The 26,735-nt window shown below is 72.2% G+C and carries 19 protein-coding genes, 1 tRNA gene and 3 pseudogenes; 12 read left to right on the top strand and 11 right to left on the bottom strand.

Annotated elements, in window-relative coordinates:
- Positions 1-33: 33 nt before the first annotated feature.
- From ACF09K_RS04070 to ACF09K_RS04095, 6 genes and pseudogenes are all read right to left on the bottom strand, one after another.
- The gene (locus ACF09K_RS04070) at positions 34-1,491 is read right to left on the bottom strand and encodes a peptidoglycan D,D-transpeptidase FtsI family protein (RefSeq protein ID WP_392240879.1); all 1,458 of its coding nucleotides are present in this window, start codon (positions 1,489-1,491) and stop codon (positions 34-36) included.
- Between the two features lie 62 nt (positions 1,492-1,553).
- Complete coding sequence (locus tag ACF09K_RS04075; protein WP_392240880.1) at positions 1,554-2,921, bottom strand: FtsW/RodA/SpoVE family cell cycle protein; 1,368 nt, start codon at positions 2,919-2,921, stop codon at positions 1,554-1,556.
- Positions 2,922-3,095: 174 nt separating this feature from the next.
- Positions 3,096-3,458, bottom strand: coding sequence for an SH3 domain-containing protein (locus ACF09K_RS04080; RefSeq protein ID WP_392240881.1), 363 nt, complete (start codon positions 3,456-3,458; stop codon positions 3,096-3,098).
- Positions 3,459-3,527: 69 nt separating this feature from the next.
- Positions 3,528-4,997 carry an ATP-binding protein gene (locus ACF09K_RS04085; protein WP_392240882.1) on the bottom strand — a complete coding sequence of 490 codons (1,470 nt, stop codon included), beginning with the start codon at positions 4,995-4,997 and terminating at the stop codon, positions 3,528-3,530.
- Positions 4,994-5,776: a hypothetical protein gene (locus tag ACF09K_RS04090; protein ID WP_392240883.1), complete on the bottom strand. Its 783-nt coding sequence runs from the start codon at positions 5,774-5,776 to the stop codon at positions 4,994-4,996. The genes ACF09K_RS04085 and ACF09K_RS04090 overlap by 4 nt, the downstream gene beginning before the upstream one ends.
- 387 nt (positions 5,777-6,163) lie before the next feature.
- Positions 6,164-6,478 (bottom strand): annotated as a pseudogene (locus tag ACF09K_RS04095) (hypothetical protein); the annotation flags it as partial.
- An 80-nt stretch (positions 6,479-6,558) separates the two neighbouring features.
- Between ACF09K_RS04095 and ACF09K_RS04100 the strand changes: the two are divergent.
- Together ACF09K_RS04100 and ACF09K_RS04105 are read left to right on the top strand one after the other, a co-directional pair.
- The gene (locus tag ACF09K_RS04100; RefSeq protein ID WP_392240884.1) at positions 6,559-7,365 is read left to right on the top strand and encodes a nuclease-related domain-containing protein; all 807 of its coding nucleotides are present in this window, start codon (positions 6,559-6,561) and stop codon (positions 7,363-7,365) included.
- A 126-nt stretch (positions 7,366-7,491) separates the two neighbouring features.
- On the top strand, positions 7,492-8,547 hold the full coding sequence (locus ACF09K_RS04105) for a Ku protein (RefSeq protein ID WP_392240885.1): 1,056 nt from the start codon (positions 7,492-7,494) through the stop codon (positions 8,545-8,547).
- Positions 8,548-8,943: 396 nt separating this feature from the next.
- On the opposite strand, the gene ACF09K_RS04110 is transcribed toward ACF09K_RS04105, so the two are convergent.
- Positions 8,944-9,408 (bottom strand): hypothetical protein, encoded by a 465-nt coding sequence (locus ACF09K_RS04110; protein WP_392240886.1) that lies wholly within the window; start codon positions 9,406-9,408, stop codon positions 8,944-8,946.
- A gap of 285 nt (positions 9,409-9,693) precedes the next feature.
- On the opposite strand from ACF09K_RS04110, the gene ACF09K_RS04115 reads away from it, so the two are divergent.
- The 4 genes from ACF09K_RS04115 (at position 9,694) to ACF09K_RS04130 (ending at position 14,645) form a co-directional block, all read left to right on the top strand.
- Entirely contained in the window at positions 9,694-10,956 is a 1,263-nt protein-coding gene (locus ACF09K_RS04115; protein WP_392240887.1) for an MFS transporter, read from the top strand.
- 159 nt (positions 10,957-11,115) lie between these two features.
- Positions 11,116-12,873 carry a glycoside hydrolase family 35 protein gene (locus ACF09K_RS04120; protein WP_392240888.1) on the top strand — a complete coding sequence of 586 codons (1,758 nt, stop codon included), beginning with the start codon at positions 11,116-11,118 and terminating at the stop codon, positions 12,871-12,873.
- A 275-nt stretch (positions 12,874-13,148) separates the two neighbouring features.
- Entirely contained in the window at positions 13,149-14,222 is a 1,074-nt protein-coding gene (locus ACF09K_RS04125) for a LacI family DNA-binding transcriptional regulator (protein ID WP_392240889.1), read from the top strand.
- Positions 14,223-14,351: 129 nt separating this feature from the next.
- The gene (locus ACF09K_RS04130; protein WP_392240890.1) at positions 14,352-14,645 is read left to right on the top strand and encodes a 2TM domain-containing protein; all 294 of its coding nucleotides are present in this window, start codon (positions 14,352-14,354) and stop codon (positions 14,643-14,645) included.
- Positions 14,646-14,727: 82 nt separating this feature from the next.
- Here the strand turns inward: ACF09K_RS04130 and ACF09K_RS04135 are convergent, their stop codons facing one another.
- Positions 14,728-17,367: a SpoIIE family protein phosphatase gene (locus tag ACF09K_RS04135; RefSeq protein WP_392240891.1), complete on the bottom strand. Its 2,640-nt coding sequence runs from the start codon at positions 17,365-17,367 to the stop codon at positions 14,728-14,730.
- Between the two features lie 985 nt (positions 17,368-18,352).
- On the opposite strand from ACF09K_RS04135, the gene ACF09K_RS04140 reads away from it, so the two are divergent.
- From ACF09K_RS04140 to ACF09K_RS04165, 6 genes and pseudogenes are all read left to right on the top strand, one after another.
- On the top strand, positions 18,353-20,950 hold the full coding sequence (locus ACF09K_RS04140) for a SpoIIE family protein phosphatase (protein ID WP_392241038.1): 2,598 nt from the start codon (positions 18,353-18,355) through the stop codon (positions 20,948-20,950).
- Between the two features lie 704 nt (positions 20,951-21,654).
- Positions 21,655-22,086, top strand: coding sequence for a hypothetical protein (locus tag ACF09K_RS04145; RefSeq protein ID WP_392240892.1), 432 nt, complete (start codon positions 21,655-21,657; stop codon positions 22,084-22,086).
- Between the two features lie 251 nt (positions 22,087-22,337).
- A pseudogene (locus ACF09K_RS04150) lies at positions 22,338-22,487 on the top strand (transposase); the annotation flags it as partial.
- 290 nt (positions 22,488-22,777) lie between these two features.
- Positions 22,778-23,527, top strand: a complete 750-nt coding sequence (locus ACF09K_RS04155; RefSeq protein ID WP_392240893.1) for a transposase family protein — start codon at positions 22,778-22,780, stop codon at positions 23,525-23,527.
- A gap of 7 nt (positions 23,528-23,534) precedes the next feature.
- Positions 23,535-23,975, top strand: a pseudogene (locus ACF09K_RS04160) (site-specific integrase); the annotation flags it as partial.
- 130 nt (positions 23,976-24,105) lie between these two features.
- Positions 24,106-24,923, top strand: a protein-coding gene (locus ACF09K_RS04165; protein ID WP_392240894.1) for an IS5 family transposase whose coding sequence is annotated in 2 segments (ribosomal slippage) — positions 24,106-24,448 and positions 24,448-24,923 — 819 coding nt in all. Because the reading frame shifts where the segments join, the coding sequence is not laid out codon by codon here.
- A gap of 220 nt (positions 24,924-25,143) precedes the next feature.
- Here the strand turns inward: ACF09K_RS04165 and ACF09K_RS04170 are convergent.
- From ACF09K_RS04170 to ACF09K_RS04180, 3 genes are all read right to left on the bottom strand, one after another.
- Entirely contained in the window at positions 25,144-25,344 is a 201-nt protein-coding gene (locus ACF09K_RS04170; protein ID WP_392240895.1) for a hypothetical protein, read from the bottom strand.
- An 899-nt stretch (positions 25,345-26,243) separates the two neighbouring features.
- Complete coding sequence (locus ACF09K_RS04175; protein WP_392240896.1) at positions 26,244-26,453, bottom strand: hypothetical protein; 210 nt, start codon at positions 26,451-26,453, stop codon at positions 26,244-26,246.
- A 169-nt stretch (positions 26,454-26,622) separates the two neighbouring features.
- Positions 26,623-26,700 (bottom strand) — tRNA-OTHER (locus ACF09K_RS04180).
- Positions 26,701-26,735 lie beyond the last annotated feature (35 nt).

A 26,735-nucleotide genomic window follows, 5' to 3' on the forward strand; every position in this document is an offset into this window, starting at 1 on the left:
TTGCGCGCCTTCCCGGTGCGGGAAGGCCCCGTCTCACGGGGTGAGCACCGCCTCCATGACCGACCGTGCGATCGGCGCCGCCAGCCCGCCCCCGGTGATGTCCCGCCGTCGCGCCGCCGAGTCCTCCACCACCACCGCGACCGCCACCTTCGGCTCCACGTCCCGGTCGCCCTGCGCCCAGGAGACGAACCAGGCGTACGGCGTCCCGGCGTTGCCGATGCCGTGCTGGGCGGTGCCGGTCTTGCCGCCGACGGTCGCGCCCGCGATCGCGGCGTTCTTCCCGGTCCCCTCGCGCACCACGTCCGCCATCAGCTCCCGCAGCCGCCGCGCGGTCGACGGCCGCAGCACCTGCCGTGCCGGACGCGGACCGCCCGCGGCGACGGTCGCCCCGCCGCCGCGCGTCGTCCGCTCCACCAGGTACGGCGTCCGCACCCGCCCCCCGTCGGCGACGGCCGCCGAGACCACCGCCATCTGCAGCGGCGTGGCCCGCGTGTTGTACTGCCCGATCGAGGACAGGGCCAGCTGGGCCCGGTCCAGCGAGGTGTCGAAGGTGCTCCGCGCGACGGCGAACGGGATCCGCACGTCCGCCGCGTTGAACCCGAAGGCCTCCGCCGTGCCCACCATGTCGGCGAGCCCCACATCCACACCGAGTTTCGCGAACACCGTGTTGCACGACCACATGAACGCCTCCCGCAGTGACGCGTCCTCGCAGCCCTCGCCCCCGTTCGCCAGCAGCGTCCTCGTGCCGGGCAGCCGGTACGGCGCCGGGGAGTCGGTCGGCGCGTCCGGATCCCTGATCACGCCCGCGTCCAGCGCCGCCGCCGCGGTGACCACCTTGAACGTCGACCCCGGCGGGTACGTCTGCCGCACCGCCCGGTTCAGCATCGGCCGGTCCGGGTCGGAGTTCAGCCGCGCCCACGCCCGCTCGACCCCGGGCCCGTTCCCGGACAGCACGGCGGGGTCGTACGACGGCGCCGACACCAGCGCCAGGATCCGTCCCGTCGACGGCTCCACCGCCGCCACCGCGCCCTTGCGGCCGGCCAGCCCCTCGTACGCCGCCCGCTGGGCCCGCGGGTTCAGGGTCGTCACGACGTTCCCGCCGTCGGACAGCGACCGGGTGACGTCGTTCCACAGCGGCAACGGCGCGAGCCGGGGGTCCGTACCGGAGAGGACGCCGTCGTGCGCGTGCTCCAGGAACGTCGTCCCGTACACCTGTGAGGCGAAGCCGGTCACCGGCGCGTACAGCGGGCCGTCGAGGTAGGTGCGTTCGTAGCGCAGCTGCTCCCTGGTGTCCCGGGAGCCGGTGACCGGCACGTCCTCCACCAGGATGTCCCCGCGGGGCTGGCCGTAACGGGCGATGGAGGCACGCCGGTTGGCCGGGTTGCCGTCATAGGTGTCGGACCGGACGACCTGGACGCGGGCGGCGTTGACGAGCAGGGCCACCAGGAGGAGGGCGCAGAAGAACGCGGCATGGCGGATGTGACGGGTCATCACGAGGTCGCCCCGGATCACGGGCGTCGGCGTCCGTGCGCGGTCGCGCCGCCGGGGTTCCCTCACGGCGCGGCCTTCCCGTCGTACCGGCGGCGTGCCGAATCGCTGAGGCGGATCAGCAGTGCCACGATCGCCCAGTTGGTGACGACCGACGAGCCGCCCTGGGCGAGGAACGGCATCGCCATCCCGGTCAGGGGGATCAGGCCGGTCACCCCGCCCGCGATCACGAACACCTGGAGCGCCCAGATCGAGGCGAGCCCGACCGCCAGCAGCCGGCCGAAGGGGTCGCGCAGGGCCAGCCCGGCCCGGTACCCGCGCTCCACCAGCAGCCCGTACAGCAGGAACAGCGCGCAGATCCCCGCCAGGCCCAGTTCCTCACCGGCCGTCGCCAGGACGAAGTCCGACTTGACGGCGAAACCGATCAGGACGGAGTGGCCGAGCCCGAGACCGGTGCCGAAGGCGCCGCCGGCGGCGAAGGAGAACAGCGACTGCGCCAGCTGGTTGGGGCCCTCGCCCGCCTCGATCGACGCGAACGGGTGCAGCCAGTCCTCGACCCGGCCGTGGACGTGCGGCTCCAGCAGGCCGACGGCGGCCGCGCCCAGCGAGGCCAGCACCAGCCCCACCGCGGTCCACCCGACCCGGCCGGTGGCCACGTACAGCATCATCACGAAGAGGCCGAAGAAGAGCAGCGAGGTGCCGAGGTCGCGTTCCAGGACGAGGACGCCGACGCTCAGCAGCCAGATCGTGACGACCGGCCCGAGGACCCGGCCGGCCGGCAGGTGCAGGAAGCAGACCCGGCGGCCCGCGTGGGCGAGCGCCGTGCGGTTGGCCGCGAGGTACGCCGCGAAGAACACCGCGAGCAGGACCTTCGCGAACTCGCCCGGCTGGATGGAGAATCCGGCGACCCTGATCCAGATCCGGGCGCCGTTGACCGCGGGGAAGAAGATCGGCAGCGTCAGCAGGGCCAGCGCGGCGACCACGCACACGTACGCGTACCGCTGGAGCACCCGGTGGTCGCGCAGGGCGGCGACGACGAAGACGAACAGGGCCACGCCCAGCGTCGACCAGACGAGTTGGGTGGGCGCCGCCCGGTCGCCGGGCGTCTCCAGGTCCAGCCGGTAGATCAGCACCAGCCCGATCCCGTTGAGCAGCACCCCGATGGGCAGCAGCAGCGGATCGGCGTACGGCGCCCGCAGCCGGACCGTCAGGTGCGCCAGCAGCGCGAGCACACCGAGCCCGGCGCCGTAGCCGGCGGCGCCGGGCGGGACGGCGCCGTTCCTGGCGAGGCCGACGGCGCAGTAGCCGAACACCGACAGCAGGACGGCCAGGACGATGAGGGAGAGTTCGACGCCGCGGCGCCTGGGCGGGCGCGCCACCGGGACCGGCGCGTCCGCCGGCGGGGCGATGACTTCGGCTCCGGCGTGCATCATGTCCGGAACTTACCCAAATGGGGCTCCTCGTGAGCCTTGACGGACGGACGGACGGGCGGGCGGACGGGCGGACAGGTGGGCGGACGGGCGGACAGGTGGGCGGTCGGACGGACGGGCGGGGGCGGTGGGCGGCGCGGCGTCAGGGGAGGGCGTGGCGCCGGTGGTGGTGCGGCGTCAGCAGGGGCGTGGCGTCGGCCCGAGGTCGCGGATGTAGCGCGCCGCACCGTAGGCCCAGGCGCCGTCCCTGAGGAGGTACCACCGGGAGTCGCCGTCCACCTTCTGGCCGGTGGTGCGGCAGTAGACGGTGACGACGTCGTCGCGGAAGGCGACGCGGACCACCTTGCCGCCGCGGTTCGGCGCGTCGCGCAGCAGCAGCCTGTTCGCGGTCACGACGCCCTTGTACAGGCGCGGGGCCTGACGCTGGGGGTTGCCCTGACTGCCCTCGCTCGCGGTGGCGGGGGTGACGGCGGCCGAGGCGGCGAGGGCGCCGGCGGCACCGGCTATGGCGAACCGGACGAGGGCGGAGCGCAGGGGCATGGGGCACCTCCGGGAAGGGGGCGGAACCGACTTACCGCCACATTAGGAGGAGCCGCCGACGGCCGCCCGTCACACTGCGCCATCGGAGAGGCCGTGGCCCTCCGAAGGCGTGCTCCCGCCGGGGGAGACCGTCTCCGGGGGCGGTGCGTGAGGCAGCGTCAGCGTGGCCACCGCGCCGCCGTCCGGCGCGTTGGAGAAGGTCAGCCGGGCGCCCAGCACCTCCGCCTGGCCGGCCGCGATCGTCAGCCCGAGACCGTGCCCCTTCGCGCCCCCCTCGGTGCGGAACCGCTGCGGCCCGTGCGCCGTCAGGTACGCGGGATAGCCGTCCCCGTGGTCCCGTACGGTCACCACCGGCCCGTCCACCGTCAGCACCACCGGGGCCCGCCCGTGCAGATGCGCGTTGGCGACGAGATTCCCGAGGATCCGCTCCAGACGGCGCCGGTCGGTCTCGACCCGGGCGTCCCGCACGACCCTGACCTCGGTGCCGGTGCCGGTGCCGGTGCCGGTGCCGGTGGCCGTGCCCGTGTCGGTGAGGGGGCGGGGGTGGGTTCCGGCGGTCGGGGGGCTGCCCGGGGAGGCGCTCGGCGGGACGCCACCGGAGGAGGCCGCCGCCGCCCGTACCACCCGGCGGGCCACCGCCCCCAGGTCCTCGGCGTCCGGCTCCAGCCGCTCACGGCCGGTGTCCAGGCGGGAGATCTCCAGCAGGTCCTCGGTGAGCGTGCGCAGGGCCGCCACCCGGTCGCGCACCAGTTCCGTGGGCCGGCCCGGCGGCAGCAGCTCGGCCGCCGCGTGCAGCCCGGTCAGCGGGGTGCGCAGCTCGTGCGCCACGTCGGCGGTGAAGCGCTGCTCGCTCAGCAGCTTGCCCTGGAGCGAGGACGCCATCGAGTCCAGCGCGACGGCGACGGTGGCCACCTCGTCCTGCGGGCGGGTCGGATCCTTGGCCCGGGGATCGTCCACGCGCGCGTCCAGATCACCGGCGCTGATCCGCCGGGCGACCCGCGCGGTGGCGTGCAGCCGCCGCGTCACCCGGGTCACCGCGAACGCGCCGACCAGCAGCGTCGCCCCGATCGCCAGCGCCGACGACCACAGGATCGCGTGGTCCAGCGCCTCGATGGTGCGGGCGCTCTGCGCGTAGTCGACGGCGACCGCGAGGGCCCTGCCCCGCCCTCCGGACGGGGGGACCCCCCTCTCGCCCCGCCCGCCGTCGACGGGCCCGGCGGCCCACATCGTCGGCCGCCCCCGGTGCTCGGCCACCATCGTGCCGCGTTCTCCCGCCACCGCCAGGTCCCGCAGCGCCGCGGGCAGCCCCGGCGGGTCGACGCCCGCGCCGGGGCCGGGCCTGTCCCCCGCCTCGAACGCCGTCGTGGCCTCCTCCAGCCGGGACAGCGCGAGGTCGCGGGCCTCGCCGACGGTCCGGTGGGTCACCGAGACGTGCACGAGCACGCCGAGCAGCGCGGCGAGCGCACAGCACATCACCGTGATGAACACGGCGGCCTTCACGGCGAGCGTGCCGGACCACCGGGGGAGCGCGAGCCTCATCGGCCGCTCACGGGGACCGAGGGGGAGGCCCCTGGCGCGGACGTCGGCGCGGACGTCGGCCGGGGCGGCCGGGTCCGTCCGTCGCGCGGCCCGTCGTCCCGCCCCCCGGTCCGCACCATCTCGTCGTGCGTGAGCAGCATCGCCCGCTGGTCCTGGTCCCACGTCCACTGGAGGCGGTACTCGTACCCGGCGACCTCGGAGGGCGAGCGGATGATCACCGACCGCCCGGCCAGCTCCACCGCGCCGACGGCGTCCTCCCAGCCCATGATCCGCACCAGTCGGTGCCTGTCGACCGTGTACACGCGGACGGCCGTCAGGTCGCCGGGCAACTGGCGGAATCCCAGCGCCAGTTCGTCCCGTCCGTCACCGGTCAGGTCCCGGTAGTACGGCCGCAGCACCGGGCAGGGGGTCCGTCCGGCACCGCTTTCGGCGCAGTCGGCGATCCGGTCGGCCGTCTCGCGGTACGGGGCCTCGGAGCCGTCGTAGTCGCCCGGATGCGCGGCGATCTCGCGGCGTACGACCTCCACCGGATCCACCCGGTGGAGGTCGTCGGCGGGAACGGCGACCCCCTTCACGACCTCGGTGTTCACCTCGTCGATGTCGAACGCCGGGCTCGACGCCGCCGGCAGGTCCGGCCAGAGCTTCTCCGGGCTGACCGCCGTCGGCGTCGCCCCCGCGCCCCGCAGCCCGCCGGCGTCGCCGCAGCCCGCGGCCGCCGGCGCGAACAGGGCGACGGCCGCCAGCGCGAGGGCGGTGCGGGTGGGGCGCGGGTGCGGCACGGGGCTCCTGTGATCAGGGGTGACGGGCGGCCCCGTACACCCTATTCGTGGGGAAGTCCTTTTTGCGTACCGGTCGGGTGTCGGTGGCGGGTGGCGGCCGACGGGTCGCTCGGGTCACTCGAGCCGCCCAGGACGCTCGACGGACAGACGGACAGACGGACAGACGGACAGACGGACAGACGGACAGACGGACAGACGGACAGACGGACAGACGGGCGGCGGGCCGGATGGTCGACCCGGTGCACCGGACGGCCGACCCGGCGCGCCTGACGCTCGTGCGCCGGGTGCGCGGACGGCCGGGGTTCCGCCGCGGGGTGTGGCCGCGGGGTGTGGCCGCGGGGCGCCCGGGAGGCCGTCGCGGGGCGAAGAGGAGAAACGATTACTCGCCTCGCCCAGCTCCTCCAGCAGCCGGGCCGTCGGCGGGCCCGCCCGCAGGTACGCGACGAACGGCTCGTCGTGCAGGGCCCGGGGAGAGCGCCGCGACCGTATCAGCCCGATCGCCTCGTCGGCCGAGTGGCCCCGGCCCACCGGCGCGTGGGCGACGACCGGGCCCGAGCGGGGGTATCCGCACCGGCCGCGGAACTCGTGCCCGCCCATCCACGGGCCGGGCGCGACCTCGCTCCACGGGCTGTCCGGATCCGGTGCGTCGGGTCGCTTCCCGCGGGTCCGCGACGGCGCCTCCCCACCGCGTTCCCGGGGCATGCTCACCTACCTCCCCGGGGTAATCGCCTTCTTGCCCCCGCGGCACCCCTCCTGTTCCCATGGTCATGAGGTGATGCCGCATGAACGGACTGCGCGTCGTACCGACCTGGCGTCACGGCCGGGAGCGGCTGTACGTCTGTCTCGAGGACGGCAGGAGCATCGCCTGGTACGACCGGGAGTCCGGCCGGGTCGACATCGTCGGCGACGATCGCCGGGAGGACGTCCTGGAGGTGCTCGGACCCTTCCTGGCCGGCTCCGTCACGGTGGGCCCGCCCCCCGTCCCCACCCCCGCCGAACTGGCCCGCCTCGCCCTCCACCCCGACGACGACCTCGCCCCCAACCGCCCCGGCGAGGCCCTGCTGATCGACCTGGACCGCGACCCCGGCCCCGTCCGCCTGCTGCGGCCCGACCCGCGCCGCCGCGCCCTGGAGGCCGAGCAGACGGTGGGCGAACTGCTGGACCGACTGGACGGCGCCGGCTGGCACACCCTGCACTCCGTCCCGCTGCCCGGCGGCGACCGCCTCCACCATCTGGCGATCGGCCCCGCCGGACTGTTCGCCGTGCACACCGTGTACGCCCGCAGGCAGCGGGTCCGCGTCGCCGACCCGGCGGTCGCCGTCGGCCGCCGCGACCCCCTGCCCCTGCTGCGCCGGGTCCGCGCCGACGCCGACCGCGCCTCCCGCGCCCTGACCGCCGAGGTCCGCCCGGTGCTGGCCCTGGTCGGCCCGGCCGACGTGCGCCTGGTCACCACCCCGCGCGAGGTGCGGGTGCTGCGGGACACGGAACTGGCGGGGCTGGCACGGCTGAGCGGCGTCCTGAAACCGGCGGACGTGGAGGCGCTGCACGCGACGGCGCGCGACAGGGGGACCTGGGCCGCCGGCCGCTGAGCGGGAGCCGCCGTCCTTCCCCTCCGCGAGGGGCGCCGTACGATGAGAATCACATGGATAATGACCGTATGGTCGTTTTGTATCTTGTGTGACTTTCGCGTGACTTTCCTCGGTGAAGTCAGGAGGGTGCTGCACGTGCGATCCCTATGGAACGGCGCCATCTCGTTCGGCCTCATCAGCATCCCGGTGAAACTGGTGAACGCCACCGAGAGCCACTCGATCCCGTTCCGCCAGATCCACCTCGAGGACGGCGCCCGCGTCCGCCACCGCAAGGTCTGCGAGCTGGAGGACCGCGAGGTGAGCCAGGCGGAGATCGGCAAGGGGTACGAGGCGGCCGACGGCACGATCATCCCGATCACCGAGGACGACCTGTCCCGTCTGCCGCTCCCCACGGCGAAGACGATCAAGATCGTGGCCTTCGTGCCGGCCGACCGGATCGACCCGCTCCAGATGGACGCCGCGTACTACCTCCAGGCGGGCGGCGCCCTCGCGGCCCAGCCGTACACGCTGCTGCGGGAGGCGCTGAAGCGCAGCAACAAGGTCGCCGTCACCAAGTACGCGCTGCGTGGCCGCGAACGCCTCGGCATGCTCCGTGTGGTCGGCGACGCGATCGCCATGCACGCCCTGCTGTGGCCCGACGAGGTCCTCGCCCCCGACGGCATGGCCCCCGCCGCCGACGTCACGGTCCGCGTCAGGGAACTCGACCTCGCGGACGCCCTGATGGAAGCCCTCGGCGAGGTCGACCTGGAGGACCTCCACGACGAGTACCGTGCGGCCGTCGAGGAGGTCGTCGCCGCGAAGGTGGCGGGCGAGACGCCTCCCGAGGCTCCCGGCGCCGCCCCCGAGGGCGGGTTCCTGGACCTGGTGACGGCCCTGGAGAACAGCGTCCGCGCCGCGAGGGAGGCGCGCGGCGGGACGGCGGGGCGGGAGGAGGCCGGGTCCGGAGGCCTCGCCGGACACGGGACGGCCCGTACGGCCCCGAAACAGGCCGGCGGCAAGAAGTCCACGTCGACGGCGAAGAAGACGGCGGCGTCCGCGAAGAAGGCGACGAAGTCCGCCCAGCCGGCGAGGAGTGCGGCGGCGACGGGCGGGAGCGCGGCGAAGAAGACGGCCGCGACGGCGAACAGCGCGACGAAGAAGGCGGCGACGAGGAAGGCGACGGCCCGCAAACGGTCGGGATGAGGGCTCGGCCCGAGCCGAACGCATCTCAGGTGACCTCTTTCGTGCCGTCCTCAGGCGACTTCCTGCGCCGTGGGCGGCCGGTCCGACGCCGAAGTCCTTGCCCCGCCGGTCACGAGGACTTCGGCCGGCTCGGCTCAGTCACCGCCGCTCATCCGTTGCTCCTTCCCGCTCGACGTCCCCGCCACGTCTGAAAGCCCCACCGGGCCGACACCCCCACCGCCAGGGAGACGACGACCGCGCCCGCGTCGATGACGTGCGGCAGTCCGGGAAAAAAGGCGAAGAAGGCGAGCGACACGACGAGTCCGCAGAAGAAGGCGACGATCCCGCTTCGTCTCCGCCCCGCTTCGGTGGAGGTCCCTGACTCTCGCTGATTCCGCTGCTCGACCATGCCGGGACTCACTTCGTGATGTGGTGACACTGACCAGCGCGCTTGATCCCGTTGACGAACAGCCGGGCACACGCTTTGCCATAGCGGGGCAGCGTCTGGCGAGAGTTGTTGCGCATCGGGTCGATTTTGCATTCGCTGTGCGTTCGACCGCGTGAGGCTCGGTAGATCCGGTTGCCTGTGTCGGCATACGTGAAGTCGATGCGCCAATTGCAGAATCCACTGCTGAGCGCGCCGACGAAGGCACAGTCCACACCGGCATTCTGGTAAGTGATCTTCCTACCGCTCCCACGGATGATGTGTGTGAACATGCAGCCAGTAGGGATCTTCATCGTCATGCCGCCCACGCTGTACTGGAACGTCTGAACCGGCGTGGAGCCGGCCGCTCCGGCTTGCGCGTTCGGAGAGCCGGACAAGAGGACGACGGCGACTGTGGTGAGAGCCGTTGCGAGGCGCGCCGCATACCTGATGGACAAAGCGAACTCCTTCTGTTGTTCCGCGGATGACATCGGAGCAACAGCCCTGCGTCCCGTCAGGTTTGCCGGATCCGTCAGCCTTCACTGCGATGAGTGATCGCAGTGCGTGGACGCTGACCAGCAGAAACGTTCACGGGTGCGGCAGGCCTCGTGCAGGAGGCGGCGCCGGTGGAACTCTCACCGCGCACTTGCTCCGCGGGCATCTTGACCCGAGTGTGTTTGTTACCGGTAACATTCCTCCCCGTCGGAGCCGCACCGCACCCAGTCACCGCCCCGGGAGTCCGAGTGACCGATCAGCCCACGGTGCGTCACTCGCCACGAGCCACCCAAACGCCCACCCCCGTCTTCACGCCCGTGGCCGCGGCCGCCTCCTGCGTCGGCTTCGTCCTGATCGGCGTCCTCCAGGCGCTCTACGGCCCCGCTGTCCCGGCCCTCCGCGAGGGCTTCGGCCTGTCGCCCTCCGCCGCCGGGCTGGCACTGAGCGCCCACTTCGGCGGCGGCGTGACGGGCGTCCTCCTCTTCGACCGGTTCCACGGCCGGATCGGCAACAGGCGGATCCTCGCCGCCTCCCACCTCCTCATGGCCGTCGGTGCCGGGGGTTTCGCGCTCGCACCGAACTGGCCGACTGCCCTGGCCGCCGCCCTCCTGGCGGGACTCGGCTTCGGCGGCATCGACTACGGCCTGAACCAGCTCTTCGCCGTGGGCTTCGGACACCGCTCCGCCGCGATGCTGAACATCCTCAACGCCCACTTCGGCATCGGCGCGATCCTCGGCCCGGCCCTCATCGGCGCGGCCGGCGCCGAGCACTACCCCACGGTCTTCCTGGCCTTCGCCCTCGCCAACCTGCCCCTCCTCCTGTGCCTGAAGGGCGTACGCGACAAGGCGCCGCAGCCCGACGGCGCCGCCATCACCGCCACCCCGGCCGGCCCGACGCCCCGCACCCGCAGCCTGGTCTCCGTCCTGGCCGTCTTCGTCGCCCTCTACGTCCTGCACGTCGGTATCGAGGCGGGCGTCGGCGGCTGGGAGCCCACCCACCTGGAGGCCGTCGGCCACGGCGCGGGCGTCGCCGCGACCGCCACCTCCGTCTACTGGCTGATGATGACGATCGGCCGCTTCCTGGTCGCGCCCCTCGCCCTGCGCTTTCCGGCCCCGGCGGTCATCACGGTTTCCTGCTCCGGGATGACGGCCTGTCTGTTGCTGGCCGCCGTACCGGACCTGGCGCCGTACGCCTACGCCGGCGTGGGCCTCTTCATCGCGCCGATCTTCCCCACCGGACTGCTCTGGCTGCACCGGGCCGCCCCCGGCGCCGGCGGGGCGGGCGCGCTGGTCATCGCCGCCTCGATGGTCGGCGGAGTGGCCGCCGGACCGTCCCTCGGCAAGGTCATCGAGTGGTCCGGCACCAGGGCCGTACCCCTCCTCCTGGCCGCGGTCTCCGCGGTTTGCCTGGCGGCCACCCTCTGGCTGGTCCGGGTGACCCGCGCGGCCGGCACCGATACCGGTACTGGTGCCGATATCGGTGCTGGTACCGGCCCCGTCCCCGGCCGCTGACGGTTCCGGGCGTCCGCGTGGCACCCGCAGCCGTCCGTAGCCCTCAGCTCCAGCCGTGCGCAGCCCCCAGCCGCCCGTAACCCTCCGCCGTCCGCGGCCACTCCGCCCGACCCTCAGCCCCCAGTTCCACCCCAGCCCCACCTCTCGAAGGGACCGCGCATGTCCGCCCTGACCACCACCCCCGACGGCTTCCTCCTCCACGGCGCCCCCCTGAGGATCATCTCCGGCGCCCTCCACTACTTCCGGGTCCACCCGGACCACTGGCCCGACCGCCTCCGCAAGGCCCGCCTGATGGGGCTGAACACGGTGGAGACGTACGTCCCCTGGAACCTCCACCAGCCCGAGCCCGGCACCCTCGTCCTCGACGGCCTCCTCGACCTCCCCCGCTTCCTGCGCCTCGCCGCCACCGAGGGCCTGCACGTCCTGCTCCGCCCCGGCCCGTACATCTGCGCCGAGTGGGACGGCGGCGGCCTGCCCCACTGGCTCACCGCCGACCCCGGTATCCGCCCGCGCAGCAGCGACCCCCGCTTCACGGACGCCGTCGACCGCTATCTCGACCTCCTCCTCCCCCCGCTCCTCCCGCACATGGCGGCGTCCGGCGGCCCGGTCATCGCCGTACAGGTGGAGAACGAGTACGGCGCCTACGGCGACGACACGGCCTACCTCAAACACCTGGAAGCCGCCCTGCGCACCCGCGGCGTGGAGGAACTCCTCTTCACCTGCGACCAGGCCGACCCCGAACACCTCGCCAAGGGCAGCCTCCCCGGCGTCCTCGCGACCGGCACCTTCGGCAGCCGGATCGACCGCTCCCTGGCGCGCCTGCGCGAGCACCAGCCCCAGGGCCCGCTGATGTGCTCGGAGTTCTGGATCGGCTGGTTCGACCACTGGGGCGGCCCGCACCACGGGCGGGACGCGGCCGACGCCGCCGCCGACCTGGACCGCCTGCTCTCCGCGGGCGCCTCGGTCAACATCTACATGTTCCACGGCGGCACCAACTTCGGCTTCACCAACGGCGCCAACCACCACCACACCTACGCCCCCACCGTCACCTCCTACGACTACGACGCCCCCCTCACCGAGCACGGTGACCCCGGTCCGAAGTACCACGCCTTCCGCGAGGTCATCGCCCGCCACGCGCCCGTCCCGGACGAGCCGGTCCCCGCTCCGGCGCGGAAACTGCCGCCGGTCACCGTGGAGTTGACCCACCGCAGGCCCCTCCTCGCGTCGGTCCCCGCGAAGGCCGTCCCCGCGCCCGTGGACCCCCTCTCCGCCGACGCCCTGGGCCGGCGCGCCGGTTACGTGCTGTACCGCACCACGCTCCCCACCGAGGGACCCGGCCTCCTCCACTTCACCGGCGGAGTGGGCGACCGCGCCCAGCTCTTCGTGGACGGCGCCCCCGTCGGCGTACTCGAACGCGAGCGCCAGGAGGAGACCCTGCCGGTCCGGGTGCCGCGAGCCGGAGCCGAACTCCACGTCCTGGTCGAGAACATGGGGCGGGTCAACTACGGCCCCCGCATCGGCACCCCCAAGGGCCTGCTGGGACCGGTCACCTTCGACGGCACCCCCCTGCACGGCTGGGACTGCCACCCCCTGCCCCTGGACGCCCCGCCGCCGCTGCCCTTCGCACCGGACCCCGCCCCCCGGTCGGCGGAACCGGCCTTCCACCACGGCACCTTCGAGGTCGGGACCCCCGCGGACACGTTCCTCTCCCTGCCCGGCTGGACCAAGGGCCAGGCCTGGATCAACGGCTTCCACCTGGGCCGTTACTGGAACCGTGGCCCTCAGCGCACGCTGTACGTCCCGGCCCCCGTCCTGCGCCCCGGCACCAACGACCTGGTCCTCCTGGAACTCCACGGGACCACCGCCACCCGCGCCCACCTCACGGACACCCCGGACCTCGGCCCGGCGCCGCACTGATCATCCCCGGCGCGGCACCGCCCCCGGCGTCGCCGGCCCGCTCCCGCCACCCGCCACCTGACCACGGCCTTCGACACCGACCGGCCTATCCTGTGGACCGGCGGGAGCGGGTCCCGGCGGCCGCGCCACCGGAACCGGAACCGGACTCGAAACCGGAACCGGAACCGGGCCTGAAACCGGATCAGGCCCGGACCCGGGCCGAGCCGGACCCGGCGAAGGACCACCGGACCCGGTGAAGGCCACCGCACCCGGAGAAGGACGGAAGAGGGCACCCGATGACCCCGAGCGCCGCCGACGGCCCGGTCGCCAAGGCAGGCCGCAGCCGCCGCAACTTCGCGGGCGCGCGCCCCGTGATGGCCGACGTGGCGCAACTGGCCGGCGTCTCCAAGCAGACGGTCTCGCGGGTGCTGAACGACCACCCGGCCGTGCGCGCGGAAACCCGTGAGGCGGTCCTCGCGGCGATGCGTACGCTCGGTTACCGCCCGAGCCGCAGTGCCCGCTCGCTGGCCAGCGGCCGGACCCGGATGCTCGGGGTGATCTCGTTCGACGCGGCCCGCTACGGTCCCGCCTCCACCCTGACCGCGATCAACACGGCCGCGCAGGAGGCCGGTTACCTGGTCAGCTCGATCGCCCTGGACACCGCCGACCGCGACACGGTCGTACGGGCGGCGGACCGCCTGTCGGCGGAGGGCGCGGACGGCGTGATCGCGATCGCCCCGCAGCTGCGCGTGGCGAAGGCGCTGGCGGAGGCCCGCCTGGACACCCCGCTGGTGGTCCTGGACAACGACCTCGGCGACGGCACCCCGGTGGTCACCTCGGACGCCCGCACCGGCGCCCGCAAGGCCACCGAACACCTCCTGTCCCTCGGCCACCCCACGGTCTGGCACGTGGCCGGCCCGAGCGGCTGGGCGGCGGCGGACCGCAGGGCGGAAAGCTGGCGGGCCACCCTGGAGACCGCCGGAGCCCCGGTTCCCGCCCCCCTCCTCGGAGACTGGAGCGCCGACTCCGGCCACGACCTCGGCCGCGAACTGGCGAGAGATCCCGGGGTCACCGCGGTCTTCGTGTCCAACGACCAGATGGCCCTCGGCGTCCTGCGCGCCCTGCACGAGGCGGGCCGCCGCGTCCCCGACGACGTCAGCGTGGTCGGCTACGACGACATCCCGGAAGCGGCCCACTTCCTGCCCCCGCTGACCACCGTCCGCACGGACTTCACCGACATCGGCACCCGCGCCCTCCACGTCCTCCTCGACCGCATCGACACCCCGGCGGCACCCCCGCCGGCCCTGACGGTCACCCCCGTGGACCTGATCGTCCGCGCCAGTACGTCGGCACCCGCACGGCAGAACTGAGCCGACCCGCCCACCGGACAGGGAGCCGGACGCCGCTGCCGCCCACCGCCCGAGCGGCGCGCCCAGTGGCTCCGGAGGACCATGGGAAGGAGAGACTGCGTCCCACCCGCGACCGAGGAGGTGGCGATCATGGTGGGTCCCTTCGACCCCGCCGATTCCCGCGAGCCACGGGCGACGATGAAGAGGGAATGGGCCCACAAACGGCTGGAGAAGAAGCGCAAGCTCCGGGCCGACCTCGTGGCCTACATCGTGATCAACGCGTTCCTGATCGTGGTGTGGGCACTGACCGGGGCCGGATACTTCTGGCCGGGATGGGTCCTCGGCGGATGGGGCGTGTTCCTCCTGCTCGACGCCTGGCAGGCCTACTTCCGGAGGCCCATCACCGAGGAGGACGTCGATCGGGAGCTGCGCGGCATGCGCTGAGAAGCGGACGAGCCGGGAAACAGCGCTTCGCGGGAGGGGAGGCCGGGCTTCCGGGGGCCGGACCGAACCGCTGCCCGACGCCTCAGGCCCTGCGGCCGGGGAGTTCGATCTCCGCCCAGATGCTCTTGCCGCCGGCGTGCTGGCGCGTGCCCCAGCGCTGGGCGAACTGGGCGACGAGCAGCAGACCGCGCCCGCCCTCGTCGAAGGTGCGGGCCCGGCGGAGGTGCGGGGCGGTGCCGCTGCCGTCGGACACCTCGCAGATGAGCGCGGCCTCGCGGATCAGCCTGAGCCGGATGGGCGGTCGGCCGTAGCGGATCGCGTTCGTGACGAGTTCGCTCACCACCAGCTCGGCGGTGAACGCCACGTCCTCCAGCCGCCACGCGGCCAGCCGGTCCAGCACTTTCGCGCGGGCGCCGGCCACCGCGGCGGGATCCGACGGCAGGTCCCAGACGGCCACGTGGGCCGCGTCGAGGGCTCGGGTGCGGGCCAGGAGCAGGGCTGCGTCGTCCTGCGGCCGCTCGGGCAGCAGGGTCCGGATCACGTGGTCGCAGGTGGCCTCCAGCGACGGGGCGGGCCGCTCCAGGCACGCGCGCAGCAGCGCGAGGCCGCTGCCCAGATCGTGCTCCTCGCCCTGGACCAGGCCGTCGGTGTACAGCACGAGCAGGCTGCCCGGGGGGAGTTCCCACTCGACCGTCTCGAAGGGCAGACCGCCCACCCCCAGCGGAGGGCCGGGACGCAGGTCGGCGAAGTCCACCACACCGGCGGGCGTGACGAAGGCGGGCGGCGGGTGGCCCGCCGCGGTGGCCGTGCAGCGGCGTGAGACCGGGTCGTAGACCACGTAGAGGCACGTGGCGATGAGAGGGGCCGAGGCGTCGACGCCCGCGTCGGCAACGCCGACCGCATCGGCTTCTGTGTCGGGCTCGGCGTCGGCGTCGGGCTCTCGCGCCGTGGCGGTCTCCTCCTCGGCCGCGACATGGGTGACCAGATCGTCGAGCTGGGTGAGGAGTTCGTCGGCGGGGAGGTCGACATCGGCCAGGGTCCGTACCGCGGTCCGCAGCCGCCCCATCGTGGCCGACGCCCGCAGCCCGTGGCCCACCACGTCCCCCACGACGAGCGCGACCCTCGCGCCCGACAGGGGGATCACGTCGAACCAGTCGCCGCCCAGTCCCGCCCGGGTACGAGCCGGAAGGTAGCGGTACGCCACGTCGACCGCCCCCTGGGCGGCGAGCCGGCTGGGGAGGAGGCTGCGCTGCAGGGCCAGCGCGGTGTTGCGCTCCAGGGTGTAGCGGCGGGCGTTGTCCACGGCCACGGCGGCCCGCGTCCCGATCTCCTCGGCCAGGAGCAGGTCGTCCTCCGTGAAGGGCTCCTCGCGGCGGTGCCGCACGAGGACCGCCACACCGAGGGCGATACCGCGGGCGCGCAGCGGAACGACCATGAGCGAATGGATGCCGAACGACTCCACGACCCCCGCCCGGCCGGGGTCGGCCTGCCGCCAGGTCCGGACGACGTCGTCGATGGTGCGGTGCAGCGAGGGCCTGCCGGTGGCCAGGCAGCGGACCGGCGGTGAGGATTCCGGGTAGTCGTCCGCGTCGCCCGGCCGGAGCAACGCCTCGGGCACGCCGGGCAGGACGGACTGCTGCGCCTCCCGGCGGAGGGTGACGGCACCCGTGGCGGAGGGCGCCGGCTCGACCCCGCGGAGCAGGGAGTCCAGGAGGTCGACGGTGACGAAGTCGGCGAGCCGGCCCACCACCGCGTCGGCCATCTCCTGGGCCGTGCGCCGTACGTCCAGGGTGCTGCCCACCCGCGCGCTGATGTCGTTCAGCAGGGCGATCCGCTCCCGTGCGAGCTGCTGTTCGGTGACGTCGAGTGCGGACAGTTCCAGGTGGCTCACCCGGCCCGCCGGGCCCCTGATCGGGGACACGGTGATGGCCCAGACCCGTTCGCGGTCCCCGGCCCGGGCCCTGCCCCGCACGTGGAACTGCTCGGTCTCTCCCGTCACCGACACGCGACGCATGCCGTCCTCGACCGCATGACAGATGTGGGGCGGCAGGATGTCGGTGACACGGCGACCGCTCATCTCCTCCTCGCTCATGCCGAGCTCGCGTTCGGCGCCGGCACTCGCCCGCACGGCCCGCAGCGCGCGGTCGTACACCATCACCGGCAGGTGGCATTGCGCGAACGCCTCCTGCGCCGTCACCGGGTCGGTGCGCGGATGCTCCGGCGGCGTCGCCACGAGGACCTGCCGGGCCCGGCCCTCACCGTCGAACCACGGGTACGCCCGCAGCCGGAACTCCAGGTACCGGCCGTCCCGGTGCCGCAGCCGCGTCGTCGTGTCCCGGCCGTCGAGAGCCGCGCGAAGCCCTTCCCCGGCGCCCGTGCCCGCACCGGCGCCCGTGTCCGCACCCGCATCCGCATCGGCGTCGGTGTCTGCGCCTGTCCCCGTGTCGGCGCCCGCGTTCGCACCAGTGCCTGTCCCCGTGTCGGCGTCTGCGTCGGCACCGGTGCCCGTGTCCGTGTAGGCGTCCGCACCGGTGTCCGTGTCCACGCCGAGCAGACGGAGCACCGGGCGCCCGACGGCGGTCCGGTGCGTGTAGCCCAGCAGGCGCTCGGCGCCCGCGCTCCACCCCGTCACGATCCCCCGGGCGTCGACGACGACCGTGGCCGAGGCCGCCGGATCCGGGAGGGCTCCGGAAGCACTGCCGAGCGGGGTGGCATCGCGCATGTCGACCACCGCCCGTTCCGCCTCACGGGCACCGGCCCCGGTGAACGCCGCCGAGACCGCGGGCTGCCCGCCGATCCGGCCGCGCCGGTCCCTCCGGCACCGCCTCGCCGGCCCCTTATATCACTACATACCACTACTACCGTTCTTCGCCCGTGATCGCGCGTCGTGGCACGCGTTCCCCACGAGATGAGCCGCACCACCGCGCACGGCGTCCTGCCCGATCCCGTCGATCCGGCCGATCCGGCCGATCCCGTCGATCCGGCCGAAGCGCGGCCTGATCGACTCGCCCACCGGGCCGGAAGCCGGCCCGACCTGGACCGGGAAGAGCACGGACGGCACCCGCGAGCACCCCGGCAGGACCCTCCGGCACAGCCGTCCCGCGCACCTCGTACCTCGCACTCTCCGGGCCCGCCCCGGCAACCGCTACCGCGCCCAGGGCCACGAGCGCCGTGTCACCGGACGGGAGCCCAGGGCCACGGGCTCGGTGCCACCGGACTGGGCACCGGCGGTCCCGACCGCCCGGCCTGGCTCGCCACGACGGCTGAGCGCCGCTCCGGGGCCGGTCCGATCCCGCTTCGCCCGCTGTCGGCGACCGGTGCGACGGCCGGCCGGCCGGAGACGCGGGTGCGGGTCCCGGCCCGCGCCGGGTGCCGGGCATCGGGCGCCGGATGCCGTGCGCCGGGGTGCCGTGCGCCGGGTCTTCGGACCGGCCGGTCCGCGGTCTCGCGGAGGCCTCGGCCGGGAGGCCGGCGGAGCTGTCGGTACCGCTGGGGTGCTGTGCGGTCCCGGCGGCTGTCGCGAGTGGCTGGCGCGGTGGCAGGGGGTGATCGATCGCCCGCGGGCACGGACGGTTCGGAGTCCGCCCGTGACTAAGCGGGGGGAGCAGTGCTAGAAAGGCCGGATGGGAGACCGTTTTGCCCGGGTTCGGCGCATATCGCGGCTGTGGTCGCTGGTGCGGAAGAACGCGCGAAGCGTCGCGGGGCAGATGTTCCTCATGCAGGTGACCCTGGTGGTGCTGCTCGTGGCGTTCGCCGTCCTCGCCCTCGTCCTGCAGTCGCAGCGGTACACCGGCGCCGAGGCCAGACGGAGATCCATAGCCGTCGCGCAGACCTTCGCGCATTCCCCGGGCGTGCTGTCCGCGCTGCGGGCCCCCGACCCCTCGGAAGTCCTGCAGCCGCTGACCGAGGCCGGCCGCAAGTCCGCGGGCGTCGACTTCGTCGTGGTGATGGACACGCAGGGGATCCGCTACACCCATCCCCTGCCGGACCGGATCGGGAAGCGGTTCGTGGGAAGGATCGAGCCGTCACTGGCGGGAAAGGTCTACACCGAGAGCGTGAACGGCCCCCTCGGCCAGGAGGTCCAGGCGACCGTGCCCATCCGGAACACCCGGGGCCAGGTGGTCGCCCTGGTCTCCGCCGGGCTGAAGGTCAAGAACGTGACCGGTCTGGTGGAACGGCAGATACCGATCATCCTGACCGCCGGGGCGGTCGCGCTCGGAGCGGCCACCGCCGCCACGGTGCTGGTGAGCAGACGGCTGCGACGACAGACCCACAGCCTGGCCCCGAACGAGATGACCCGCATGTACGAGCACCACGACGCGGTGCTGCACTCCGTGCGCGAAGGGGTTCTCATCGTCAATGACGAGGGGCGGTTGCTGCTGGCGAACGACGAGGCCAGGCGGCTCCTGGAACTGCCCCCGGAAGCGGAGGGGCAGCACGTCTCCCAGCTGCCGGCCCTCGAACCCGACATCATGTCGCTGCTCAGCTCCGGCCGCGAGGCCAACGACGAGGTCCACCTGGCCGGACCACGGCTGCTGGTGGTCAACCAGAGGCTCACGGAGTACGGCGGAGGCCCCCGGGGCACCGTGGTGACGCTGCGCGACTCCACGGAGCTGCAGGCCGTGTCGGGCAGGGCCGAAATCACAGGTGAACGGCTGAAGCTGCTCTACGACGCCGGACTGGGCGTCGGCACCACCCTGGACGTCGTACGGACGGCCGACGAACTCGCCCGGATCACCGTCCCCCGTTTCGCCGACTTCGTCACCGTGGACCTTGCCGACGCCGTACTGCACGGCGAGGAACCGGCGACCACCGCCAAGGGGATGAGACGTGTCGCCGTATGCGGCATCCGCGACGACCAGCCGCTCTACGAGAAGGGCCGGCTGATCGACTTCCTGCCCTCCACACCCCAGGCCCGCGGCTACGGCACCGGCCGCTCCGAACTGGTGACCGACCTGTCCACCGCCACGGGCTGGCAGCTGCAGGACCCGGAACGCACCGAACAGATAGTGGACTACGGCATCCATTCGCTCATAGCGGCTCCGATCCAGGCCCGCGGTGTCGTGCTGGGCACGGTCAACTTCTGGCGCTCCGAGGAGCACGCCCCCTTCGACCAGGAGGAACTCTCGCTGGCCGAGGAACTGGTGGCCCGTGCCGCGGTCAGCATCGACAACGCCCGCCGGTACACGCGTGAGCACGCCCTGGCGGTCACCCTCCAGCGCAGCCTGCTGCCACGCTGCCTGCCCGAGCAGAGCGCCCTCGACGTCGGCTACCGGTACCTCCCGGCCCAGTCGGGTGTGAGCGGAGACTGGTTCGACGTGATCCCCCTGCCGGGCAGCCGCGTGGCACTGGTCGTCGGCGACGTGGTCGGCCACGGCCTGCACGCCGCCGCGACCATGGGGCGGCTGCGGACCGCGGTGCACAACTTCGCCACGCTCGATCTGCCGCCCGATGAACTGCTGAGCCATCTGGACGACGTGGTCGGACGCATCGACCAGGACGAGACGTGCCCGGACAACCCCGCCGCCGTCGTGGGCGCCACCTGCCTGTACGCGATCTACGACCCCACGACGCGCCACTGCACCATGGCGCGCGCGGGACACCTGGCTCCCGCGCTGGTCCGCCCCGACGGAGACGTCACCTTTCTCGACCTGCCGCCGGGACCGCCCCTGGGGCTCGGCGGCATGCCCTTCCAGGCCGCCGAGCTGGACGTCGACGAAGGCTCCCAGCTCGTCCTCTACACCGACGGACTCATCGAGGACCGGACCCGCGACCTCGACGAGGGAATGGAACTCCTGCGCAAGGCCCTGGCGGATCGACCCGAGCGCACACCGGAGGAGAGCTGCCGGGCCGTGCTGGAATCGCTGCTGCCCGAACGCCCCACGGACGACGTGGCCCTGCTCGTCGCCCGCACCCGTGTGCTGCCGCCGGACCGGGTCGCCGAGTGGGACGTGCCGCCCGATCCGGCCGCCGTCGCCGGGGTACGCGCCGCGGCGACCGACAAGCTCGACGAGTGGGGGCTGTCCGAACTGGGCTTCAGCACGGAACTGGTACTGAGCGAACTCGTCACCAACGCCGTCCGCTACGGCTGCGGGCCGATCCGCATGAGACTGATCCACGACCGCACGCTGATCTGCGAGGTGGCTGACGGCAGCAGCACCTCGCCCCACCTGAGGTACGCCGCGACGACCGACGAAGGCGGCCGGGGCCTCTTCCTGGTGTCCCAGCTGACCGAGCGCTGGGGAACCCGGTACACCCCCCAGGGCAAGGTGATCTGGGCCGAGCAGACACTACCGAAACCCTGAGAGCCAATGAAGCCCCCCGCCCCCGCGGTCCGAGGCACTTCCCACCCCTCGTACGCCGCCCCGACGCCCACCAGGAGCGGACTCGCCAGCGGCGCACACGGGACGAGGCTCGGCGCCCGGCGCTCCCGCCGGAACAGCCGGCCTCGCCGCCGGCAGCTCGGCCTCACGACCTGAGGCACGCCGCGCTCTCCTCCTGACTCGACGCCGACGTCGACCCGACCGAGGTTGCGGAGCGCGCCGGCAACAGCGCCGAAGTGCCGCCGAGCCGGTACGCGAAGTGCCTCGACGGCCGTCAGGGCTGTGCCGATCGCCGGTTCACCGAGTCGTCGGACGACGCCCTCCCTGAACGAAGCGACGGCAGTGTCCGAGCCCCGCCCACTCACATGAGCAGGTGGGGCTTCCTCGAACGCCGAGGCGGAGAAGGAGTGGCCGAAGGTCGCCTGTGACAGCTCGCAGCGCGTCTCCGAACCAGACATGCCGCCTGGCCCGGAGCCCCTGAATACGGCACTGTGTCCTCGACTGATCGAGGCAGGCTGGGGGGATTGGCGTTGTGGGAGCAGTTGCCGGCTCTGCTGGGCGTCGTAGTGGGAGCCGCGAGTTCCTACGTGGTGACGAACATCACGGAGCGAAGCCGGTGGCGACGAGGAAGAGCCGAGCGGTGGGATGAGAAGAGGCTGGACGCGTACGCGTCCTACGCCAACACCTTGAAGCAGCAGCTGAGCGTTGCGCAGCGCATGGGGGCGGCAAGAGGGTTTCCGCACACAGCGGACCCACTGGATCCCGAACAGGGCATGACGCAGCTCGCCGAGAACGAAGTACGGCGTGCGGCCGAGTGGGAATCCGTGCTGCTGATCGGGGACGCGGAAACGATCGGGGCGGCTCGTAAGTGGCATGAAGCGGTTTGGAACGTCGAGCTGTACGCGCGCGGTCTGAAGGATGATCCATCCGGATGGACAAGGGCCGTGCAGCAGGTGAGCCGAGCGCGTGACGCCTTCTACGTCCTCGCGCGACGTGATCTTGATATCTCAGGGCCGCCTCCCCCTTCCGGCAACTGGCCGCGGGTCTGGCAGCAGGAGGACGAGCCCGGTGACGGGACCGAACCCGACACACCTCCGACACGCACACCTGCGGCATGACGCCCCCTGGACCGCGGTCCGGCGGGCCTCGGCGTTTCCGGTCCTGACCCGAGGATTCCGCCCTGCGGCCAATCCACGCACAGTCCACAGCCCCCGACATGCAGCCGCCCCGAGCAGCACACGCCCGCACAAACGCGAAGACCCCGGCTCCAGCGTTTCCGCTGGTGACGGGGTCTTTGGGCACCTACTGAGGTTGAACTCGTGGTGTCGCAGGGGCTGACGGCTCGTCGCTTGTGCGGTATCACCGGGGCATGCGGTATCCACAAGGGGGCGGGCTGACCGTCGAACGACAGCATTTCCGCGAGGAGTTACGACTCAAGGCGGCCGAGAGGTTCGCTCGGGGCGAGGCGAGCTCGGTGATCGCCAAGGACCTGCGGGTCAGCGTCCGCTCGGTGCAGCGGTGGCGGCGGATGTGGGACGAGGGCGGCCCGCGTGCTCTGCGGTCGCAGGGGCCGGCGTCTGTGCCGAGGCTGAGCCAGAAGCAATTCGCCCAACTGGAGGCGGAGCTGGCCAAGGGACCGGCCGCACATGGCTGGGAGGACCAGCGGTGGACGCTGGCTCGGATCAAGACAGTGAGCTTTTTCAGCGTGGCCACCGATCGGGTGAAGGCGTCGGGGTCCTCAACGGCACGAGGCTCCCGTGCCGTTGAGGGAGGTGTTCGACGTCTCAACTCGCTGGCACAAGAGCCTCGTTGGTTCCCTATCCTGCCGCACTCGACCTGCCTCACGCCCTGGTCGAGTGGGTCACCATGCTCATCGTCACCCGCGAGGGTGACCGCCGCTGCAAGCTCCCGCCGCACCAACGTGCCCTGGTCGGCCTGGTGTACCTGCGGCGGCACGACACCCTCGCCCAACTCGCGGCCGGTTTCCGCATCTCCGTCGGCACCGCGCACGCCTACACGGCAGCCGTCATCGCCCTGCTCGCCGACCACGCGCCCGGGCTCCTGCGGAGCCTGCGCGAAGCCGACCCCGACTACGTGCTGCTCGACGGCACCCTCGCGGAGTGCGACCGGGTCGGCAACAGCCGGACCGACTTCTCCCAAAAACACCGTCGACACGGCGTCAACGTGCAGGTGGTGACCGATCCAGCGGGCCAGCTGCTGTGGATCTCGCCCGCCCTGCCCGGCCGCGCGCACGACCTGACCGCGGCCCGCACCCACCGGATCCTCCGGATCTGCGAACGACAGGGCATCCCCATCCTCGCCGACCGCGCCTACATCGGAGCCGGCCCATGGGTGACAACACCGCGCAGACGCCCACCCTGCCGCGACCTCACACCGACCCAGCAAACCGTCAACCGCGCGCTCTCGGCGGCACGCGCCCCGGTTGAGCGCGGCGTCGCACGACTGAAGTCCTGGCGGATCTTCCGCAAAGCCCGGTGCAGTCCGAACCGACTGTCGTCAATTACAGCCGCCGTCCTCGCCCTGGAGAGGCACCGCTGAAAAGGCTCAGTGGACCGATTCCGGAGAGAGCCACGACGACCGCGGCCTCAAGAACAGGCCCACGGAGGACGTCCGGCGGGTGCCGATCCCGCCCCAGCTCGTGAGGATCTTCCGGGAGCACGTCGAGACCTTCGGCACCGCGGACGACGGGCGGCTGTTCTTCAGCGAGAATGGGGGAGCGGTGTCCTCCTCGACCTACTACCGGGCCTGGCAGGAAGCCCGGGCGCTCGCGCTCCCGCCGGCCGTCGTCGCCTCGCCGCTCGCCCGGCGGCCGTACGACCTCCGGCACTCCGCGCTCTCCACGTGGCTCAATGCGGGCGTGGACGCCACCGAGGTCGCCGAGCGCGCTGGCAACAGCGTGGAGGTGCTGCTGACCCGGTACGCGAAGTGCCTCGACGGCCGCCAGGAGGTGGCCAACAGGCGCATCGAGGATCTGCTGCACGAGTAGGAGTGAGCACTGCCTGACAACCCGTGCGCCATGGCCCCTGGACCTGTCCGGGGGCCTTCTGCGTTCTCCTCACCACATAGGACACGGTCTAAGACCGTGTCCTATGTGGTGAGGCGTCGTTGACCTCGGTATGGGGCGGGGTACGTGGAGTTGGATTGTTCCGGACGGGTTGTGGGAGATCGCGAAGCCGCTGATCCCGCCGTCGCGGGTGCGGCCGCAGGGCGGCGGAACGCAGGACATGCCTGATGAGACGCTGTTCGCGGCCATCATCTACGTGCTGGTGTCCGGCTGTACCTGGCGCCAACTGCCGCCTTGCTTCGGCATATCGAAGTCGACGGCTCACCGCAGGTTCCTGATCTGGTCGAGAGCCGGCGTCTGGGGGCGCCTGCACGAGGCTGTGCTGCACCGGCTCGACGACGCCGGCCTCATCGACGTCACCCGTGTCGTCCTGGACACCGCCCACGTCAGGGCTAAAAAGGGGGCGAACTCACAGGTCCGAGCCCCGTGGACCGGGGTAAGCCGGGTTCCAAGATGCATGTCCTGTCGGACGCGAACGGACTGCCCCTGGTCGTCGGCCTCTCCGCCGCGAACGTCCACGACAGCGAGGGTCTGAAGCCCATGGTCGAGGGCCACCAAACGAGACACGACCCCCACCGCGGCCGTCACTTCAAGCCTCAGCGGCTGCACGCGGACAAGGCGTACGACATCCCCCACCTGCGGAAATGGCTGCGAGGTAAGCGCATCGGCGTGCGCATCGCACGCAAAGGCGTCGAGTCCAGCGAACGACTGGGCCGCCGCCGCTGGGGCATCGAACGCACGATGTCCTGGCTGACCGGCTACCGCCGCTTGAGCCCTCGCTACGAGCGCGACCCCCGCAACTACCTGGCCTTTCTCGGCCTCGCCGCCACCCTCTGCTGCTACAAACGGCTCGTCCGCCTCACCACATAGGACACGGTCTAAGCCACTTGCTCAGGGTGAACAACTTGGCGTCCCGGAGACGGATGCCTACCAGGGCCGTGCCGTCTCCTGGGACCGACCCGTCGAAGCCGATGGCTATCTGCTCAGGCCGGTTGTCGGGATGAAGTCCCAGCACGACCTGGTGGAGTTCTTCGAGACCACGAAGTAGGGGCGCAGCCCCGGGGCCCACAAGGCCCCGGGGAAGGAGGCGCTACCGGCGACGCCGGATCGACCACATGTTGCCGAACTCGCGCATGATGTCCGCCCGGTTGGCGGCGGGAGCGTCCTCGATCGCCAGTCGGAACGTGTACGCCTTGACCGTCATCGTGATGCCGAACATGACGATGACGGTCAAGGCGAACGGCATGGTGGGGTTGGCCGCGATCAGCTGAAGCGCCGTGTTGGTGTTCATTCCTTCTCCGTGTCTTGGCGCCTTCGTGAGAGGCGTCCCCGGACACGGGGGCGCCGACCTCAACGAAGACAGGGTTGTCCTGTCAAACACGGCGCCCGCCGGCCGTGCCCCCTTCTACTACGCCCTGAGTGCTCTCCCAGAACGCGGGGTTATTCGTTGAGATCGGGTTACTTAACCGAACTCGGGTCCTATGTACCGCCGCGGGCCCTCCCATGTTGTCTTACCCATGGGAGGCGCTCGACACGGAGAGATACTTCCTCGCGTGCCGCCTCTGGCCCCCGCACTGACATGTGGGGCCATTTCCTTACTCGCTGACCATTGCACCGAACTGCGGTGCCGCTCTGGCAGCGATCTGCAAAGAGCATAAGCACACCCTCCGTGACCGAGCAAGTACGCAGGTCAGATAGGAGATCCAAGATCCTTAAAGCTCAACGACTCAACTGAAACGATTACTTAGAACGGGGCAGTCCACCCTGCCGGCCAGTTCGTCGCGTATCGGGGACGGGGGTACATGTCCGAGCCGTTGTACGCGAACCACTGACGGCCCAGCCACTCGCACTCGGGAATGGATCCTTCCCAGTCGTCGGTGCAGCGGTCTGCCCATTCGCGGCCCACGAGAACGGGCCGGGTCAGGATCCCGTCCTCGGTGTCCTGGACGCGCAGGACCATGCCGACATCGTTGATCCCCGGGTTGCCCGCGGACCGTGCGACACGTCGTGAGTACCCGAGGAATGAAGGTCCAGGACTGTTTCCTGGAGTACGGCAGGCACGCGGCCAGTCAGCTCCAGCCCCTCCAGAGTCACACGCGGTCCGTGGGCAGCGTCGGCAGCCACGCAGAAGAGCCGGCCGGTGCCCTCGAAGTGCGCGTAGACAGCCGGCACCGCTGGATGGAAGCCGAGCTAGAGGCCGTAAATCTCCGGGTAGAAGGGTTCGGCGGAGAAACGGCTCAGCTCGACGGCTTCTGGAAGAGCGGCCCGGACCTCGTCGGCGGACATGCCGAAGCGCAGCGGACCAACGCTCTCCAGCGGGGTCAGCACCCACATCGGTCGAACCGGCTCTGTCGTGGTCTCCCCGGCTCCCGAACCCATCTGCTGCTTCCCCTCGTTCATCAGCCCGAGCCCCGGCCCTGACCTGCGCTGACGCCGCACATCCCAGGCCGCGAATAGGCCGCGACCCCTGTCATACGGCCGCCCACCCCGGCATACGTCTGCACATACAACAAGACCCCGCGCTCAGCGTTTCCGCTGATCACGGGGTCTTTTGGCACTTCCTGCGAAGTGCCCCCGGCAGGATTCGAACCTGCGCACACGGCTCCGGAGGCCGCGTACGGGTACGCCGAATCAGCAGGTCAGGGGCTCGGACTATTGGTAGACAGAAGATCCCGTCCACGA

Source organism: Streptomyces sp. NPDC014882 (assembly GCF_043081325.1).
Lineage (GTDB): Bacteria > Actinomycetota > Actinomycetes > Streptomycetales > Streptomycetaceae > Streptomyces.